Origin of the sequence: Nocardia inohanensis NBRC 100128 (assembly GCF_001612945.1) — a bacterium.
Taxonomy (GTDB): Bacteria; Actinomycetota; Actinomycetes; order Mycobacteriales; family Mycobacteriaceae; genus Nocardia; species Nocardia inohanensis.
Genome location: NZ_BDBK01000017.1, coordinates 529063 through 545645 on the forward strand (window position 1 = coordinate 529063; position 16583 = coordinate 545645).

Sequence of the window (16583 nt, forward strand, 5' to 3'; positions counted from 1 at the left end):
CCCGTGACCACCGCTCCCCGCGCAACGCACGACCCCACCGCTGCGGGCGAGCGCTGGATCGAGTTCGCCCAGATCGACAATGTGCGCGATCTGGGCGGGCTCCCCGTCCAGGACGGCGGCACCACTCGCTTCGGCGTGGTGTTCCGTTCCAGCACCTTGCAGCAGGCGACCCCGGAAGATCTGGCCCACCTCACCGGACACCTCGGCCTGCGCACCGTCATCGACCTGCGTCTGCCCGACGAGGTGGAGCGGGAAGGCTACGGCCTGATCGCCGACGCCGACCTGAACATCGCGAACTTGCCGATCCGCAAGTCGCCGCAATCCTCGCTCGCGGCAAGGGATCTGGTTCCGGACAAGACCCGCGTCGACCTCACCGAGCTGTACGGTCAACTGCTGGCGGGCAGCACCGACCACATCGTCGAGTCGGTCCGCCTGATCATCGACCCGGCCCGGCAGTCGGTCCTGTTCCATTGCGCAGCAGGCAAGGACCGCACCGGCGTCCTCGCCGCGGTGCTCCTCGACGCGGTGGGCGTGCCCGCGCAGGACATCGCCGACGACTACGCCCTCACCAACCTGCGCATGCAGCGCGTTCGCGACCGCCTGGACGCCCTGCCCTCCTACGAGGGCCTCCCGCAGGCCAACACCGGCATCCTCGCCGTCACCGCCGAAACCATGCTCCGCTTCCTGGAGAACCTGCACGCGGAACACGGCGGAGCCGCCGAATGGTTACTGGCGCAGGGCCTTACCGCAGCGGAGCTGGAGCAGCTGCGTTCCGCGCTGGTGGCCTAGGCGAGCGTCTTGCCGTAGCGGGTGCCGCAGGCGCGGCATTGCCAGCGTGGCGAATCACCGTCGATGCAGCAGCCGCCGAGCGCGACTTCGCCCAGCTCCTCCAGCTCGATCATTTCCGGCGTCGGGAATCCGTACTGGATTTCGTATGCGGCCGAGCCGCATTCGGGGCAGGGCGCGGAATCCGAGGCGGTCACGACGCGAGCGTACCGACGGCGGCGGGTGCGCCGCATCGCAATATTGTTGTGCTCGCCGCTATTCCACGACCGGTCCGATGACCACTTTGCCGTCCTCACCGGTGACGATCATCGGCAATAGCCGCTCGGCCTCGCTCACGACCGCGAGTTCGTCGGCCGGGGACAGCGGGTGCCACGGGGTGATGTGCATGGTCGAACCGTCGAGATCCCAACGGCCGTGGACGAATCCGTCGACCAGGTACATGGGCACCCCCGCCGAAGCGATCTTGGTGATCCGGGCTCGGTCCGCATCGCTGATGATGCGGCGGCGGTCCTGGTGGCCGAGGGCGGAATTGTCGAAAGCGGGGAGGAAGCGGACCGGGGCGGGGAGGTCGGGGTCGGCCAGCGGGGCGTCGGGGAGGTCGAAGAGTTCGCGGCCGGACTGGTCACGCAGCACCCTGAGCCGCAGTCGCAGGCGTTGCATGACCTCGGCGAGACGGGTTGTGCCGGACCAGTTCTGGACATCGGCGACCGTGGCCGGGCCGTAAGCGGCCAGGTAGCGGAGGATCAGGGTTTCCGGTTGCGGGGTTTCCAGGACCGGTGCGCCGATCCAGTCCTCGGCGAGGGATACGGCGACCCGGCGGTTGCGCCAGCCGCCCCAGGTCCCGGCGGCCGCGTCGTGGATCAGCGGCAGCATGACACCCAATGCGTAGGCCAGGCGACTCGGGTGATCGGTGGGGAAGGTTTCGGCCAGTCGCTTGCCGAGTTCGGCGCGCTGGAGGGTGCGGCCGGTGAGGAGTTCGGTTCCGGCGGTGGCCAATTCGTCCGGGTTCACGCCGTCGACCGCCTCGCGGTAGTAGGCGGCTTGCAGCGCCGAGCCGGGGACGGGCCGCACCGTGGGGTACATCCAGCGGAAGTCTTCGGCGGCGGCCAGATGCACGGTGCGCCGGATCATGGTGGCGCGCACCACGGTTCGAGCGGCGAGCAAGGCCGCGAGATCCTCGTGCCGGAAGGCAGCGAGCCGCGTCCACAATCCGACGTACGGCCAGTTCGGTTCCTGCCCCTGGACCGCGACCAGATGCCGGATCAGGTCCGCCGCGGGCATATCGGTCCGCTCCAGCAGATGCTGGCGCAGCAACAGGGTGCGGTTCAGGGCGCGCAGCGAGATTTCCGTCATGACCACAGTGTGCGATCGAAGTAGGTCTGAATCCGTCCTAGTGGTGGGAGGATTGTCGGAGATCGTGAGGAGACGGAGGTCACCGTGCAGCATCCGTTGCGGGCCGGGGAGTTCAGGCGAATCTATGATCCCACCGAAGCGGGCCGGCGGTGGTATATCAACGACCACACCGTGATTCGCGGACCGGACGAGCGGTGGCATCTGTTCGGCATCACCCATCCCGAGCCCGCCGATCCCTTCGACGAGCGGGAGTTCGCGCATGCCAGCGCGGAACGGCTGCACGGCCCGTGGACCAAGCATCCGGCCGTGCTGACCGCCGAGCGCGACGAGACGCATCTGTGGGCCCCGTTCGTGGTGCGGCACGGTGCGCGGTACTTCATGTTCTACGACGGCGGGGGAGCCGACCGCACCGCCACCGGGATGTACCTCGCCACCTCGCACGATCTCTTCGAGTGGCAGCGGCAGCCGGGCGGCCCGCTCTTCCGGGACGGCTACGACGCCCGCGATCCGATGGTGCTGCGGCTGGGCAACCGCTGGGTCATGTACTACTGCGCCACCCGCAAGGCGGCCGGGGGCAATCACGTGGTCGCCTACCGCACCAGCACCGATCTGGTGCATTGGAGCGAACGCGGCGTCGCCTACACCGATCCCACCACCGGCACCGAGGCGGGCAATACCGAATCCCCGTTCGTGCTGCGCCACGACGGGCACTGGTATCTGTTCATCGGCCCGCGCCCGGACTACGACAGCACCGAGATCTTCCGCAGCGACAACCCGTTTCGATTCCATCCCGAGGACCTGGTCGGCCGCATCCACGCGCACGCCGCCGAGGTGATCGAATCCGACGGGCGGCTGTGGGTGACCAGCGCGGGCTGGGATCGGGGCGGGGTCTCGCTGGCTCCGATCTTCGCGATTCCCTCCCGGCGCAATCTCTGAGCTGGGATTCTGGAGGCGAAAGTCCACCCAGTGCGGGGAGGCAGGCAATGGCCCGTATCGGCGTCATCAGCGTTTCCGACGGTCGCGACTATGTGCACGGGGGCATCGTCGGATTCATTCGGGCGGCGGAGGATCGTCTCGTCGCGGCGTTGACTGCGGCGGGGCACACCGTCATTCGAGGAAGGGAACCGGTCGGTTCCAATCGTCACGCGGTGACCGTCGCCAGACGCGTACAAGCCTCCGGAGTGGACCTGACCGTACTGCACTACGCGGTCTGGGCCTTCCCGCATTTCACTATGCTGGCCGCCGGCGCATTGACCAGTCCGCTGCTGCTGCTGTCGAATATCGATCCGGTGCAGCCCGGCATGGTCGGCATGCTGGCCGCCGGGGGCGCGCTCGACCAGATCGGCCGCGACCACGCCCGGCTCTGGGGCGACCCGGAGGATCCGGCGCTGATCGCCGAGATCGGGGCGAAAGCCCGCGCCGCCGCGGCCGTGACGAGCCTGCGCGGCAGCACCTTCGGGCGGATCGGCGGCCGGCCCATGGGCATGAACACCGCGGTCGCCGCCACCGATCAATGGCAGCGGCTGTTCGGCGTCGACGTCGAGGAGATCGACCAGTGGGAGATCGTCCGCCGCGCCGAACTCGCCGACGCCGGTGAGGCCAAGGGCGCGCGAGAGTGGCTGGAGCGCAATGCCGCCGGGGTGCACTACGACGGCGGCAAGCTCACCCCCGAACTCCTGGAACGCCAGATCCGCTCGTACCTGGCCATGCGCGACCTGATCGCCGAATGGAACCTGGACTTCAGCGGCATCAAGGGCCAGCCGGAGCTGACCCAGTACTTCGCCACCATGGACATCACCGAGGCATTCCTCAACGATCCGTACGACTGGAACGGCCCCAAGCAAACCCATGTCTGCGCCACCGAGGCCGATATGGACGGCGCGCTCACCATGCAGCTGCTCAAGCAGATCGCCGGTACCCCGGTGCTTTTCGCGGATGTGCGGCATTACCACGCCGACCGCGATATCTGGGATCTGTGCAACTCCGGTCAGCACGCCACCTGGTACGCCGCGCGCAGTGACGACCCGGAGGAGAACCTGGCCGGGGTGCATCTGTATCCCGAGGTGTTCTTCTTCCCGGCGGGCGGTGCGTCGGTGCATCATCTGGCCGCGCCCGGCACCATGACCCTGGCGCGGCTCACCCGTAAGAACGGCGACTACCGAATGCAGTTGATGCTGGGCGAATTCGAGACCTACGACGATCGCACCAACGAACAGCTCATGCGGCAGTCCACCCGGGAATGGCCGCACGCCTTCGCCAGACTCGATGCCGACGCGGGCGATTTCCTGTCCCGGTTCGGGGCCAACCACATTCACGCCGTCCCGGGCGATCATCGGGCGGCGGTACGCGCGGCCTGTGCGCTGCTCGATGTCACCCTCGACGAATTCACCAGGGCGAGCTGACATGCTGCTGGGCATCGATATCGGGACCTCCGGCTCCAAGGGCGTGCTGGTCGATCACGGCGGGGTGGTGGCCATGAGAGCCGAACGCCCGCACCGGGTTTCGACGCCGCGGCCGGGCTGGGTGGAGCATGATGCCGAGACGGTGTGGTGGGCGGATTTCCTGGCCATCGCGCGGGAATTGGTGACGGCGGCCGACGGTGATCCGATCGACGCCCTGGCGGTGAGCGGCATCGGACCGTGCCTGCTGCCCGCCGATGCCGCCGGCCGGCCGCTGCGCCCGGCCATCCTGTACGGGGTCGATACCCGCGCCGGAGTCGAGATCGCCGAGCTGGAAGCGGAATTGGGGCCGGATACGGTGCTGGAGCGCGCCGGGTCACCACTCACCAGCCAGGCGGTCGGCCCGAAACTGCGCTGGCTCATGCGGCACGAGCCGGCGGTGTGGAAGGACACCCGAATGCTGTTGATGGCCAGTTCGTTCCTGGTCCATCGGCTCTGCGGGCGCTACGTGCTGGACCACACGTCCGCGAGTATGTGCGTACCCATGTACGACCTGATGGCCCGGGACTGGGCCCGCGATTGGGCCGAATCGGTCGCTCCCGGGCTGCGACTACCCGAATTGGCCTGGCCCACCGAGATAGTCGGCCGGGTGACACCGGAAGCCGCCGCGGTGACCGGGCTTCCGGCCGGACTACCGGTGACGACCGGAACCGTCGACGCCTGGGCCGAGGCGGCGGGGGTCGGGGTGCGCGAGCCCGGCGACGTCATGATCATGTACGGCACCACCCTGTTCCTCACCCAGGTGCTCACCGCCCCGCGCCCGCATCCCGGCCTCTGGAGCACCTGCGGAACCTGGCCCGGCGCTTACACTTCCGCCGCCGGCATGGCGACCTCCGGCGCGGTCACCGACTGGCTGCGCAACCTCACCGGCAGCGACTACACCGAATTGACCGAGGAGGCCGCGCTGGTCCCGCCGGGCAGCCGCGGTCTGCTCGCACTGCCGTACTTCGCCGGTGAACGCACCCCACTCTTCGATCCGGACGCGCGGGGCGTGCTCGCCGGGCTCACGCTGCTGCACACCCGCGCCGACCTGTATCGCGCCGTGCTGGAAGGCATCGGCCACGGTGTGCGGCACAATCTCGAGGCCATGACGGCGGCCGGTGGGGGAGCGCGGCGGCTGGTCGCGGTCGGCGGCGGCACCAAAGGCGGACTGTGGACCCGCATCGTCTCCGACATCACCGGCCTGCCGCAGCAGCTGCCGGCCGATACCGTGGGCGCGGCGCTGGGTGACGCGCGCCTGGCCGCCGAAGCGGTCGGCATCGACACCGCGGCCTGGAATCCGGTGATCGACACCATCGCACCCGACCCCGCACACACCGCCCGCTACGAGCCCTACTACCGGCACTACCGCGCCCTCTACGAATCCACCCGCGCCACCGCCCATTTCCTGGCGGCCGAGCAGCATCGCGCCGCTCGGTAACGGGGGTCAGTCGTCGTCGCGGGCGGGGTCGGCCGGTGGCTTGCCCGTTACCCGGATGACCCCGGCGTCCAGGTCCAGATCCAGGCGGGGCCGCACCGGCTCCCCGGTGCTGTCCGAACCATCGTCCTTTTCGATCTTCTTGCCGAAGAGTTCGCCCATGATGCCCACGGCTCCACGATAGTGAGCGCGGTGCCGATCGGCTGCTGTGCCCGGCTACCGACCCCCGGGATGATCTGAAGTGAATTTGTTTCAAAGATTGGCCGGTCGGCGTTCATCGCCGGGACACACCGCCGCCGGGATGGTAGAACTTGCCGGTGGCATGGACTTTGCGGCTCAGCGAGAGTGACGAGGCTGCGCTGAGCGCGCAGGCGGTGATGGAAGGGCGATCCAAACAGGAGATCGTCCGCGACGCGATCCGGACCTATATGGAGCGGGAACGCACCTGGGACGATTTCCTGACCGACGATCCGGTCGTCTACGGGTAGTAGGTATCGCGAACCTCCGCGTAACGCTGCCGGATCGCCGCCCCGAGACCGGCCGCCGCGGAATGGAATTCGACGCAGGGCGGGGCGATCCAGCGCGGCGGGCGCGGACCTCCCCGCAGCGCCCACGCGGCTTGACGGGCCGCGCCCAGGGCCACGTATTCACCCTGGTTCGGCACCGCCACGGTGCGCCCGAAGATGGTGGCCGCGGCATGCGCGATCAGCCGGGATCGGGAAGCCCCGCCGATCAGCAGAATGCGGCGCGGCACCGTGGGCAGCCGGTCGAAGGCATCGGCGATATTGCAGAGCATGCCCTCGATGGCGGCCCGCGCCAGGTGATGCGGGCGCATGGTATGCGGCCGCAGCCCGTGCAGGCTGCCGGTGGCGTACGGCAGATTCGGCGTGCGCTCACCGGTGAGATACGGCAGCAGGATGAGCCCGTCCGCGCCCGCCGGTGATTGCGCCGCAAGCACTTCCAGTCCGGAGACGTCGGTGCCGAGCAGCACGGCGGTGGCATCGAGTACGCGGGCGGCATTGAGCGTGCAGACCAGCGGCAGATAAGCCCCGGTGGCGTCGGCGAAACCGTTCACCGCGCCGGAGGGATCGGCGCTGGGCTGCGCGGCGCGGGTGAACACCGTCCCGCTGGTGCCCAGCGACACCACCACATCACCGTCGTCGATGCCCAAACCCAGTGCGGCGGCGGCATTGTCGCCGGTGCCCGCCGCCACCAACCGGCCGCCGGGCGTGTGGCCGGCTACTTCGGCGGGGGCCAGCACCCGGGGCAGGCCGGGCGTGCGACCGCGAAAAGCCATGGACAGCAGATCGGTTCGATAGTGCCCGCCCGCGGGCGACCAGTACCCGGTCCCGGAGGCGTCGCCGCGATCGGTGGTCGGCTCGGTCTCCGGATCCCCGCCGCGCAATTGCCAGGTCAGATAGTCGTGCGGCAGCAGCACCCGCCGCGTCCGATCGGCGAGTTCGGGTTCGTTGTCGGCGAACCAGCGCAGCTTGGCCACCGTATGTGCGGCCAGCGGCACCGAACCCACGGCATCGGCCCAGGCTTGCGGCCCGCCGAGCTCGTTCACCAATTGCGTGGCGGCCTCCGCCGAACGGGTGTCGTTCCACAGCAGCGCATCCCGCACCGGATTCCCCGCCGCGTCGAGCACGATCAGGCCGTGCTGCTGCCCGGCCACCGCGATGGCCTCCACATCCCGCATCATCCGGTCGCAGGCCGCGCGCAACGCGTCCCACCACAGGTACGGCGGCACCTCGGTCCCGTCCGGGTGCGGAATCTGCCGGTGCCGCAACACCGTTCCGGTATCGGCGTCGCACACCACCAATTTGCAGGACTGCGTGGACGAATCCACTCCGGCAACGACCGTCATTGGCCCCTACCCGTCTTATCGCGCCGCCCGCCGCCCGGGGTGCAGCTGGATTTTGCGGCCGGTGCCCGCGCGGAAGGTACGCAGCGCCTCGTCGAATTCGTCGAGCGAGAAGTCGTGGGTGATCATGGTTTCCGCGTCGATGACGCCTTCGCCCATGAGATCCACGGCCCGGCCGAAACTGTGCAGGACCGCCATCGAACCCACGATGGTGATCTCGTCGTTGTAGATGCGGAACGGCGAGACCGCCGCCCGCGCCGTCGCCGCGGCGACGCCGAATTGCTGATAGGTGCCGCCCCGCCGAACCCGGGTCAGCCCGTCCTCCATGGCGGCCACCGCGCCGCTGCATTCGATGACGATCTCCCAGCCCTCGGGCCGGTCCAGATCGTCGGCGCCGACGGTGGCCGCGTCCGCGCCGAGCGTGCGCGCCACCGCGAGCCGGTCCGGATTGGTGTCCACCACCGATACCGAGGCCGCCCCGGCCGCGATGGCCAATTGCGTCATGAGCAGGCCCATGGTGCCCGCCCCGTAGACCAGATAATGCGTGCCCAGTTGCCTGGGCAGCCGGTCGAATCCGTGCACCGCGCACGAGAGCGGTTCCACCAATGCGCCGTGCGCGGCCGATACGTGTCCGGGCAGCCGATAACAGTTGGCGGCGGGCACTTTCACGTATTCCGCCATGGCGCCGTCCACGGTATCGCCGATGGCGCCCCAGTTCTCGCAGAGATTGCCGCGCCCGATCGCGCAGTAATGACAGCGCCCGCAGAACAGTGAGGGATCCACCGCTACCCGGTCGCCCACGCGGACGCCGGCGGTTTCCGGGCCGAGAGCCACTACCTCCCCGGCGAATTCGTGCCCGGGCACGATGGGATAGGGCGTGGGCGGGAATTCGCCTTCGACGATATGGATATCCGTTCCGCAAATCCCGACCGCGTCCACGCGTATCACCGCTTCGCCGGCTCCCGGCTCGGGATCCGGCACAGTTTCGACCGAGAACTGTCCCGGCTTCTCGACGATCAACGCGCGCATAGCAATAACGATGCACCCGACTCCCCGGTAACTGGCGCGATTTACCCAATAGCAATCGAATGGCCGGGGAAATAGGGGATCAGGGGAGCGATCGATACCAGAAGGCGGTCGTCGCCACATGCGCGTGATCGAGCGGCAGGTAGTGTCCGTCCTCGCGCCAGCCCAGCGCCTGCACGGTCGCGCGCAGCCCGGTCTCGAAACAGATCGGGTCGGGAATGTGCCAGCGGTACATGCCGAATCGCTGCTGCGGCTCGTAGATGCGATCGCGCGGTTGCACCTGTACCAGGCCCAGATATGGGGTGGAGTAGGGCACTTGCGTGCCGTTGAGATCGAAATTCCAGGCGCCGCCGAAATAGTCCTCGGTGCCGGTCCCGCAGATGGTCGGGAATTCGGTGTCCTCGTCCAGATAGAACTTGAGCTCGCCCTCGCCCCACCAGCCGGGAACGCGCGGTTCGATGGCGAGATACGTTCCGGCATAACGACCCGGACCGCCGGCGACTTCGAGGATCGGGTGCACGGCGGGATTGCCGAGCGGGTCGCTGCATCGCCAAAGTGCGTGCAGATAGCCGGAAGTGTCCGGTACGTCCTCTTCCAGATAGGTGATCTGGTAGTAAACCGGTACCGACCGGTCGGAGCCATTGTGTAGCGTGATCAAGGCTTGCGACCGGAAGGGCATGGGCCAGTAGCTGTTCAGCCCGCCCGCCGGCGCCACCACGATCATCTGCGAATTCACCAGCGCCAGCTGTTCCCAGCCATTGCAGAAGAAGTCGCCCAGCGGCACCGCGACCGCGGGCTCGGGGACGCCGTCCCAATACATCTGCAAGGTGAAGTGCCGCAGCAGCGTGCGATCGGTGGTGAGCCACAGGTGCCGGATCACGCCCGGGCCGGAAATATCGGCGAGCGTGGCGGTTTCACCCGGGGCCAGGTCGATCGACGGCGAAACCTTCCAGCCCCGGCCCAATCCCGCCGCCGCGAACGCCCCGGTCCCGGCGATGGCGCGGCCACCCGCGCCGGGCTCGCCGGTCGGATTCTCCGCGCTGAGCGAACGGGTACGCCGCCCATCGAGCTGCCAGATCTCCTGCACCATGCGAATTTTCGCATGCGCATCGGCTATATGTCTGCGGACATGCCCGGACACGACAATGCCGACGCCGCCCCACACGCGACGCCGGCATCCGGCCTACCCTGTCATTCCGGCATGCTTTCGGCCGGAATCCACGTCTTTGGATCCCGGCCAAAAGCACGCCGGGATGACAAGAAGGAGCTGACTATCCGAAGGATCCGGTGGACGGGCCGGACTTCTCGACCAGCCGGTTGGTGAGCTTGCCCGTCACATCGCCGTTCAGCCCCAGGCCCTGCGCCACGAAGGTGGTCATCGAGCCGTAGGAGGCGTTGATCTGGTTCAGCGCCGCGTCCAGGAATTCCTTCTGCACGCCCAGCACCGGTTCGAACAGGGTCCGGTCCTGCACCAGGCCCTGCGCCACCAGCGCATCGAGGGTGGCCTTGTTACTGGCGGCCAGCTTCTCGTTGGAGAGCAGGTAGTTGGCGTAGATATCGCTGTTCGAGGTGCCCAGGATGCTCATCAGGATCGCGGTCATCACGCCGGTGCGGTCCTTGCCCTGGGTGCAGTGGTACAGCACCGGGCCATTGGCGTCGGCAATGGTCTTCAGCGCCTGCGAAAGCTGTGCCCGCGCGGTGCCGTCGGTGATCATCCACTTGTAGTAGTCGACCATGTACTGCGCGGCCTTGCCGTCCCCGAGCACCTGCTTCTGGTACTCCGGGCCACCCTGCACGGCCTTGGCGAAGAACGTGTAGAAGTCGTTGGCCGGATCGTAGATCGGCAGTGTCTGCACCGGGATCGAGCCCGGGATCTTGTCCGGGTTGGCCGCCCGCTCGGTGGGCGAACGGAAGTCGATGATGTTGGTGATGCCCGCGGAGACCAGCGCCTGCTGATCGGCGTCGGTGAGCCGGTTCAGGGCGTCGGTGCGGTACACCAGCCCCGACTTGATCTTGCCCGCGGTGGCCGAAACCCCGCCGATGTCACGGGCGTTCGGGGCGGCCTGCAAGGCCAGCACACCATTGGCCGGAGCCTGGTGCGCGATGCCCGGGAGGGCCGGGGCCGCGAACGCGGGCGTGACCGCGATCGGACCGGCGGCCAGGAGTACGGCGGCCACACCGGTGAGGGTGCCGCGTACAGCGCGCGAATACGTCACTAGCGATATTCCTTTCCAAAACGGGCCGGGCAGTGGGTGCCCGGCCCGGGTCGAGACGCGCTACTTGCCGACGAGCTTGGACTTCAGCGCGGAGATCGTGGCGGCATCGATGCCGAGGCCCTGGGACAGGAAGTTGTCCATCGAGCCGTAGGACTGCTGCACCTGATCGAAGGAGGCGTCCAGGAAGGCGCGGTCGACGCCCAGCACCGGCTCGAACAGCGAGCGGTCGGTCACCTTGCCCGACGCGACCAGACCGTCCAGGATGGCCTGGTTACCGGCGGCCAGATTCTGGTTCGACTCCAGGTAGTCGTTGTAGATCTGGCCCTTCGGCACATCCAGGGCGCTCATCAGGATCGCGGTCATCCAGCCGGTGCGGTCCTTGCCCGCGGTGCAGTGGTACATGACCGGACCGCTGGAATTGGCGATCTCCTTCAGCGCGGTAGCGAACTGGCCGCGCGAGGTGGCGTCGGTGACCATCCAGCGGTAGTAGTCGCTCATGTACTGCGCGCCCTTGCCGTCGCCCAGCACCTGCTGCTGGTACTCCGGGCCGCCCTGCACGGCCTTGCCGAAGAACACGTAGAAGTCGTTGGCCGGGTCGTACACCGGAAGCGACTGCACCGGAATCGAAGCCGGGACCTTGTCCGGGTTCGCGCCGCGCTCGGTCGGCGAACGGAAGTCGATGATCTTCACGATGCCCGTCGAAACCAGCTGCTGCTGTTCGGCGTCCGACAGCTTGCTCAGCGCGTCGGAGCGGTACACGGTGCCCGCCTTGATCTTCCCCCCGCCACCCTGGGTCGGGTAGCCGCCGAGATCACGCGCGTTCGGCGCGGAAGCCAGCGACAGCGAAGTGCCCTTGGGCGACTGCAACACCGGCACGTTCGGGGCCGCCACCGCGGAGGGGATGGTGGCCGGGAGTACGGCGATGAAGGCCGCGGCGATACCGGCGACGGTGCCGCGTACGGCGCGAGACATGGTCACGAGGGGGTTTCCTTTCGATCATTGCCCGGGAGAAGGGGTTTCGGCCCGGGCTCGAGCAGGCTGATCCGTGGGGGTGGCGGATCGGGGTACGCCGGGCGAACGCCCGGCGAACGTCCCGATGGGTGGGCCTGCTCTTGCTCTCGTCGTTCCGGCGTGCCTTCAGCCGTAACCCGTTCCACCGGCGCCCGGCGAAAATGCCGGGCCGGCAGGGGTTCACGGCACGCCGTGCCGACGAGCGCGGTCAGTCGGCGTCGGCCAGCAGGGTGATGGTGCCAGCGGCGCCGTCCACCCGGACCCGCTGTCCGTCGCTGAGGCTGGTGCTCGCGGTCTTGGTGTCCACCACGCAGGGGACCCCGAACTCGCGGGCCACGATGGCGGCATGTGAGGCGGCGCCACCGATATCGGTGACCACCGCCCCCGCGTAGCCGAACATGGCGGTGTGGCCGGTATCGGTGACCGAGGCGACCAGGATGTCGCCGGGCTCGATATCGTCGTCCAGGGACAGGATCCGCTTGACGGTGCCCTCCACCACGCCCGGGCTGACGCCCAGGCCGGTGAGGGTGCCGCCGACCGGCAGCGCGCCCGAGATCTCCTCCGGCTCCCATTCGCCGTTCACCACATCGGGCATGCGGATGGCCTGGAAGGCGGTGCGCTCGGCGCGGCGGCGCGCCACCCGATCCTTCAGATCGGCCGGGGCCCAGAGGATTTCGTCCAGGGTGAGAAAGGCCGAATCCTCGATCTCGGTGAGCTTGCCGGCCTTGATCAGGCGGGCGGCGCGCTCCTGGGTGGCCAGGCGCAGGCAGTTGGTCACGCGCACCACGGCATCGCGGGCGCGTTCGCGGTAGACGGTCGCGCCGACGGCCATCTTGGCGGTGCGCGAGGTCGGGTCCGGGACCGGTTCGCGGTGCGGGGCGGGCATTTCCGCGGCGCGGCCGGCTGCGGTCACCAGGATCTCCGGGCGGTCGCCGAAGGTGGCGTTGATGAGCTCGCACTCACCCGGGCCGCGGTGACCGACCTTGGCCAGCTCCTCGTCCAGGGCCTTGGCGAACTCCGGGGACTTCTCGCGCGCGGCGGCCACATCACCGGACTTGGCGACCTCTTGCAGCCCGGCGTCCTTGCGGCACAACGCCGCCAGCCGCTCCACCGCCAGCATGGTCTTGGCCGATTCGAGGCGCTCCAGGTTGATCTTCACCTCGCCCTTGTGGGCGGCGGTGGCGGCGCCGGTCATCATGACGCCGATGGAGGCGGCCTGCCACGCCTGGTTCAGGCGATCGCGCCACAGCAGGGCGCGGGCGTGCAACTGCTCGTCGGTCAGCTCCGAGATACCGTCGCGATCGATGGCTTCGGCGTGCGAGGCGGCATTGATCAGCTCGGCGGTCTTGGCGTAGCTCATGGCGGTGCGCGCCACCCGGCCCATCGCCTTGAAAGTGCCCGCGCGCTTGGCCATTCCGGTCGGCATGGCGGGTCGGCCCTTGGGGTGCAGCTCCACATCGCCGATGGCGCCGTACACGTCGCGGCGCACGCTCTCCTCATCCCAGCCCGGCATGTTCTCCGCCGAGAAGACGCCGATCGAGGCATTGATGTACATGTGATGACCGAGCACGCCGGTGACGCGAGAAACCCAGTGCTCCAGGGCGATTCCCTCGATGGCGATCATATTGCCCATGGCCTCGTTGCCCAGGCGGATCGCGCCCGCCTGCAAATCGATGGTCAGCGGGGTGAGCGGGCCGGGCAGCGCCTCGGAAGTGTTGGTGGCGGTGAAGACCGGGATGCGGTCGTCGATGAGATCGTCGAACTCGCCCTGAAGGCCCTCCGGCGCACCGGATTTCAGCGCGTAACCATCGGAGGTCGGGGCGTTCTGCGGGACCACGTGCGCGGGCAGCGGAATCGCGCCGGTGCGGCTGCGGAACCCGGTCCCGGCGGCCTTGCGGCCGTGCAGGCCGCGCGCGGTATCGGCGACCGTCTCGGTGGCGGTCCAGCCGTAGCGGAAACCCCACTCCTCGCGGGCCGCCGGGGAATCCAGCCGGGGCCGGTTCGCCGCCGACTTGGGCAGCCACGCCGTGTACTTCACGCCCGCATCGCGCAGGATCTGCTTCGCCTCGACGCCGGAAACCTCACCGGGAGCGGCCAATTCGACGATGCCGCTGCGCTGCGAGAGCGCGGCCAGCACCAGGAACCGCTCCAGATCGTCGTAGTGCAGGACCTGGAAGGAGTCCTTGCCGGCGACCAGCGCCTCCATGGTGCGCCAGCTGCCACCGTCGATGCGCCGGCCCGCGACCAACGCGGTGCGCACGATCAGCGCGTCCGCGCCGCTGCCGGTGACGGCCGCCTCGACCTGCGAACCCTGGCCCGCCACAACGGGAACCACCAGCCGCACGCCCGCGTCGGCCGCCGCCTTCGCGATCCCGGCCACCGCATTGCCCGCCAGGTGCACCACGGCATCCACGCCCGTGACCGCCCGCGCGCACGCCCGGGCGTCGGCCGGGTCGCCGACGGACTGCTCGACCCGCGGATCGACATACCGATCCCGCTGCCGGTCCAGCCCCGTGACCTCGTGCCCGGCCGCCAGCAGCATGCGCGCCACGGCCTTGCCGCTGGGCTCGGCGACTCCGGTGACCAGAATCCGCATTGACTCTCCTCCTCATGAAGCGCCCCCAACCACAAGTGACGCCGTTCACACACCATCGGTGGTGGCCAGGCACGGCACCGGTCACAGTCCCGGTCAACGGGATCACCGAGTCGCTCAGCAAGATGGGGCGCTAGGGGTAGGCCGCCCGGGCAGGCACCGTCGTATCCATGACAGCGCGGAATTCGGTGACCCCTCGCCCGGCGAGCACGGTGAGCAGCTACGACGTCGAAACCGATGTCCTGGTCGTCGGCTACGGCGCGGCCGGGGCGGCCGCCGCCTACGAGGCCGCCTACGCCGGGGCTCAGGTCCTGATCGTCGACCGCGCGGGCGGCCCGGGCGGCGCTTCCGCCATGTCCGGCGGCGAGATCTACCTGGGCGGCGGCACCCCCGTCCAGCTCGCCTGCGGCTACGACGACACCCCCGAAGCCATGGCCGCCTTCCTGAAAGCCGCTCTCGGCACCGGCGCGGACGCGGCCAAGATCGACGAGTACTGCGCGGGCAGCGTCGAGCACTTCCACTGGCTGGTGGACCGCGGCGTCCCCTTCAAACCATCGATGTGGGACGCCCCCACCTGGGTGCCGCCCACCGATGACGGCCTCATGTGGCTCGGCGAAAACAGCTGGCCCTTCACCGAACTAGCCCACCCGGCCCCGCGCGGTCACCGCCCCACCGCCAACGACTTCGGCGGCAAGCTGCTGATGGAATGCCTCTCCGGCGCCGTCGAATCCGCCGGTGCGACAACGCTATTCGACACCTATGTCACAGCGCTGATCGTGGACGACGGCGGCTCCGCGGACGGCGCGCGCCGGGTGGTAGGCGTCGTCGCGCGCCGATACGGCAAGGAACTCACCATCCGGGCCCGTCGCGGCGTCGTCCTCACCACCGGCGGCTTCGTCGACAACGACGCCATGCTCGCCGACCACGCCCCGGAACTGCTCGGCCACACCAAGGTCAGCGCCGGCACCGACGACGGCAGCGGCATCCGCATGGCCCAGGCCCTCGGCGCGGCCGTCCGCCACCTGAACGCCGGCCAGATCGGCATGTCCCTCATCCCCGGCCTGGCCGCCCGCGGCATGGTCGTCAACGGCCTCGGCCGCCGCTTCATCAACGAGGACACCTACCCCGGCCGCATCGGCCAATCCGCCCTCTACCGCAACAATATGGGCGGCAGCTGGGCGGGCGACGACACCGCCGTCTGGGTGATCGTCGACGAAACCGGCTTCGAAGACGTCCCCGAACCTCAGCGCTGGGGCGTCCAGCCCACCCACGTCGCCGAAACCCCTTCGGAACTCGAAGAACTCACCGGCCTCCCGGCCGGATCCCTGGTCGACACGCTCCGCCGCTACAACGAATCAGCCGCCGCCGGTGTGGATCTCGACCACCACAAGGCACCCCGCTGGCTCCGCGAACTAACCCCGCCGTTCGCCGCAATCGACGTCAAGGCCGGAATCCGTCCCCCTTCCGAATCCGGCGACCGGCGAGGAACCGGCGCGTCCGTCTTCACCCTCGGCGGCTTGCACACCGACATCGACGGCCATGTCCTGGATCTCGACGGCCACCCCATCCGCGGCCTCTACGCCGCAGGTCGATCTGCCAGTGGGCTGCACGGCTTCGGCTATATCTCCGGCACCTCTCTGGGGGATGGCACCTTCTTCGGCCGCCGCGCCGGTACCGCCGCTGCTCGCAACAGTTGAAATCGGGAACTGGCTGCGGGATTATCGGCGTGTTGCCTCAGCCAGTTCCCGGTTTCGGCCCTGGCTGGACTACGCCCACGGTTCGGGATGGCCAGGAGCCGGGATTTGCCCCGTGAGCGCTTTGGGGGACGGTGACGGTCTCCGCCACAGCGGAAACGAAA

At 68.9% G+C, this 16583-nt stretch carries 15 protein-coding genes; 6 read left to right on the plus strand and 9 right to left on the minus strand.

Translation table 11 applies throughout. The features are described from left to right. Positions 1-3 precede the first annotated feature (3 nt). Positions 4-789: a tyrosine-protein phosphatase gene (locus NI1_RS33150; RefSeq protein WP_169815666.1), complete on the plus strand. Its 786-nt coding sequence runs from the start codon at positions 4-6 to the stop codon at positions 787-789. Here the strand turns inward: NI1_RS33150 and NI1_RS33155 are convergent. Beyond that, complete coding sequence (locus NI1_RS33155) at positions 786-983, minus strand: hypothetical protein (RefSeq protein WP_218026853.1); 198 nt, start codon at positions 981-983, stop codon at positions 786-788. The genes NI1_RS33150 and NI1_RS33155 overlap by 4 nt on opposite strands. Before the next feature lie 58 nt (positions 984-1041). Beyond that, a complete protein-coding gene (locus tag NI1_RS33160) occupies positions 1042-2139 on the minus strand; it encodes a winged helix DNA-binding domain-containing protein (RefSeq protein WP_067829034.1) in 1098 nt (365 codons plus the stop codon). An 84-nt stretch (positions 2140-2223) separates the two neighbouring features. On the opposite strand from NI1_RS33160, the gene NI1_RS33165 reads away from it, so the two are divergent. From NI1_RS33165 to NI1_RS33175, 3 genes are read left to right on the plus strand one after another with little or no spacing between them, the layout of a single operon-like run. Then, complete coding sequence (locus NI1_RS33165) at positions 2224-3075, plus strand: glycoside hydrolase family protein (RefSeq protein WP_245663515.1); 852 nt, start codon at positions 2224-2226, stop codon at positions 3073-3075. A 47-nt stretch (positions 3076-3122) separates the two neighbouring features. After that, a complete protein-coding gene (locus tag NI1_RS33170) occupies positions 3123-4541 on the plus strand; it encodes an L-fucose/L-arabinose isomerase family protein (protein WP_067829037.1) in 1419 nt (472 codons plus the stop codon). A 1-nt stretch (position 4542) separates the two neighbouring features. Continuing rightward, positions 4543-6018, plus strand: coding sequence for an FGGY-family carbohydrate kinase (locus NI1_RS33175; RefSeq protein ID WP_218026854.1), 1476 nt, complete (start codon positions 4543-4545; stop codon positions 6016-6018). A gap of 6 nt (positions 6019-6024) precedes the next feature. Here NI1_RS33175 and NI1_RS38580 read toward each other — a convergent pair whose 3' ends face one another. Next, positions 6025-6186, minus strand: a complete 162-nt coding sequence (locus NI1_RS38580) for a hypothetical protein (protein WP_169815667.1) — start codon at positions 6184-6186, stop codon at positions 6025-6027. A gap of 146 nt (positions 6187-6332) precedes the next feature. On the opposite strand from NI1_RS38580, the gene NI1_RS37580 reads away from it, so the two are divergent. Beyond that, on the plus strand, positions 6333-6503 hold the full coding sequence (locus NI1_RS37580; protein WP_169815668.1) for a ribbon-helix-helix domain-containing protein: 171 nt from the start codon (positions 6333-6335) through the stop codon (positions 6501-6503). On the opposite strand, the gene xylB is transcribed toward NI1_RS37580, so the two are convergent. The 6 genes from xylB to NI1_RS33205 form a co-directional block, all read right to left on the minus strand. Further along, the gene (gene xylB / locus NI1_RS33180) at positions 6494-7882 is read right to left on the minus strand and encodes a xylulokinase (RefSeq protein WP_067829043.1); all 1389 of its coding nucleotides are present in this window, start codon (positions 7880-7882) and stop codon (positions 6494-6496) included. The two genes, NI1_RS37580 and xylB, sit on opposite strands and share 10 nt — an antisense overlap. A gap of 15 nt (positions 7883-7897) precedes the next feature. Beyond that, a complete protein-coding gene (locus NI1_RS33185; protein ID WP_067829046.1) occupies positions 7898-8908 on the minus strand; it encodes a zinc-dependent alcohol dehydrogenase family protein in 1011 nt (336 codons plus the stop codon). 79 nt (positions 8909-8987) lie between these two features. Further along, positions 8988-9995 (minus strand): glycoside hydrolase family 172 protein, encoded by a 1008-nt coding sequence (locus tag NI1_RS33190; RefSeq protein ID WP_067829049.1) that lies wholly within the window; start codon positions 9993-9995, stop codon positions 8988-8990. Between the two features lie 181 nt (positions 9996-10176). Then, on the minus strand, positions 10177-11121 hold the full coding sequence (locus NI1_RS33195) for a tyrosine-protein phosphatase (protein WP_169815669.1): 945 nt from the start codon (positions 11119-11121) through the stop codon (positions 10177-10179). Between the two features lie 60 nt (positions 11122-11181). After that, positions 11182-12093: a tyrosine-protein phosphatase gene (locus NI1_RS33200; RefSeq protein WP_084524124.1), complete on the minus strand. Its 912-nt coding sequence runs from the start codon at positions 12091-12093 to the stop codon at positions 11182-11184. A gap of 247 nt (positions 12094-12340) precedes the next feature. Continuing rightward, positions 12341-14728, minus strand: a complete 2388-nt coding sequence (locus NI1_RS33205; RefSeq protein ID WP_067829054.1) for a PEP-utilizing enzyme — start codon at positions 14726-14728, stop codon at positions 12341-12343. 167 nt (positions 14729-14895) lie between these two features. Between NI1_RS33205 and NI1_RS33210 the strand changes: the two genes are divergently transcribed. Continuing rightward, on the plus strand, positions 14896-16422 hold the full coding sequence (locus NI1_RS33210) for an FAD-dependent oxidoreductase (RefSeq protein ID WP_067829057.1): 1527 nt from the start codon (positions 14896-14898) through the stop codon (positions 16420-16422). The last annotated feature ends 161 nt before the right edge of the window (positions 16423-16583 follow it).

What these genes read in the sequence shown, in the direction of transcription:
- NI1_RS33210 (WP_067829057.1), top strand. Translation starts at nt 14,896, where the DNA reads ATGACAGCGCGGAATTCGGTGACCCCTCGCCCGGCGAGCACGGTGAGC.
- NI1_RS33175 (WP_218026854.1), top strand. Translation starts at nt 4,543, where the DNA reads ATGCTGCTGGGCATCGATATCGGGACCTCCGGCTCCAAGGGCGTGCTG.
- NI1_RS33190 (WP_067829049.1), bottom strand. Translation starts at nt 9,995, where the DNA reads ATGGTGCAGGAGATCTGGCAGCTCGATGGGCGGCGTACCCGTTCGCTC.
- NI1_RS33160 (WP_067829034.1), bottom strand. Translation starts at nt 2,139, where the DNA reads ATGACGGAAATCTCGCTGCGCGCCCTGAACCGCACCCTGTTGCTGCGC.
- NI1_RS33170 (WP_067829037.1), top strand. Translation starts at nt 3,123, where the DNA reads ATGGCCCGTATCGGCGTCATCAGCGTTTCCGACGGTCGCGACTATGTG.
- NI1_RS33185 (WP_067829046.1), bottom strand. Translation starts at nt 8,908, where the DNA reads ATGCGCGCGTTGATCGTCGAGAAGCCGGGACAGTTCTCGGTCGAAACT.
- xylB (WP_067829043.1), bottom strand. Translation starts at nt 7,882, where the DNA reads ATGACGGTCGTTGCCGGAGTGGATTCGTCCACGCAGTCCTGCAAATTG.
- NI1_RS33205 (WP_067829054.1), bottom strand. Translation starts at nt 14,728, where the DNA reads ATGCGGATTCTGGTCACCGGAGTCGCCGAGCCCAGCGGCAAGGCCGTG.
- NI1_RS33200 (WP_084524124.1), bottom strand. Translation starts at nt 12,093, where the DNA reads ATGTCTCGCGCCGTACGCGGCACCGTCGCCGGTATCGCCGCGGCCTTC.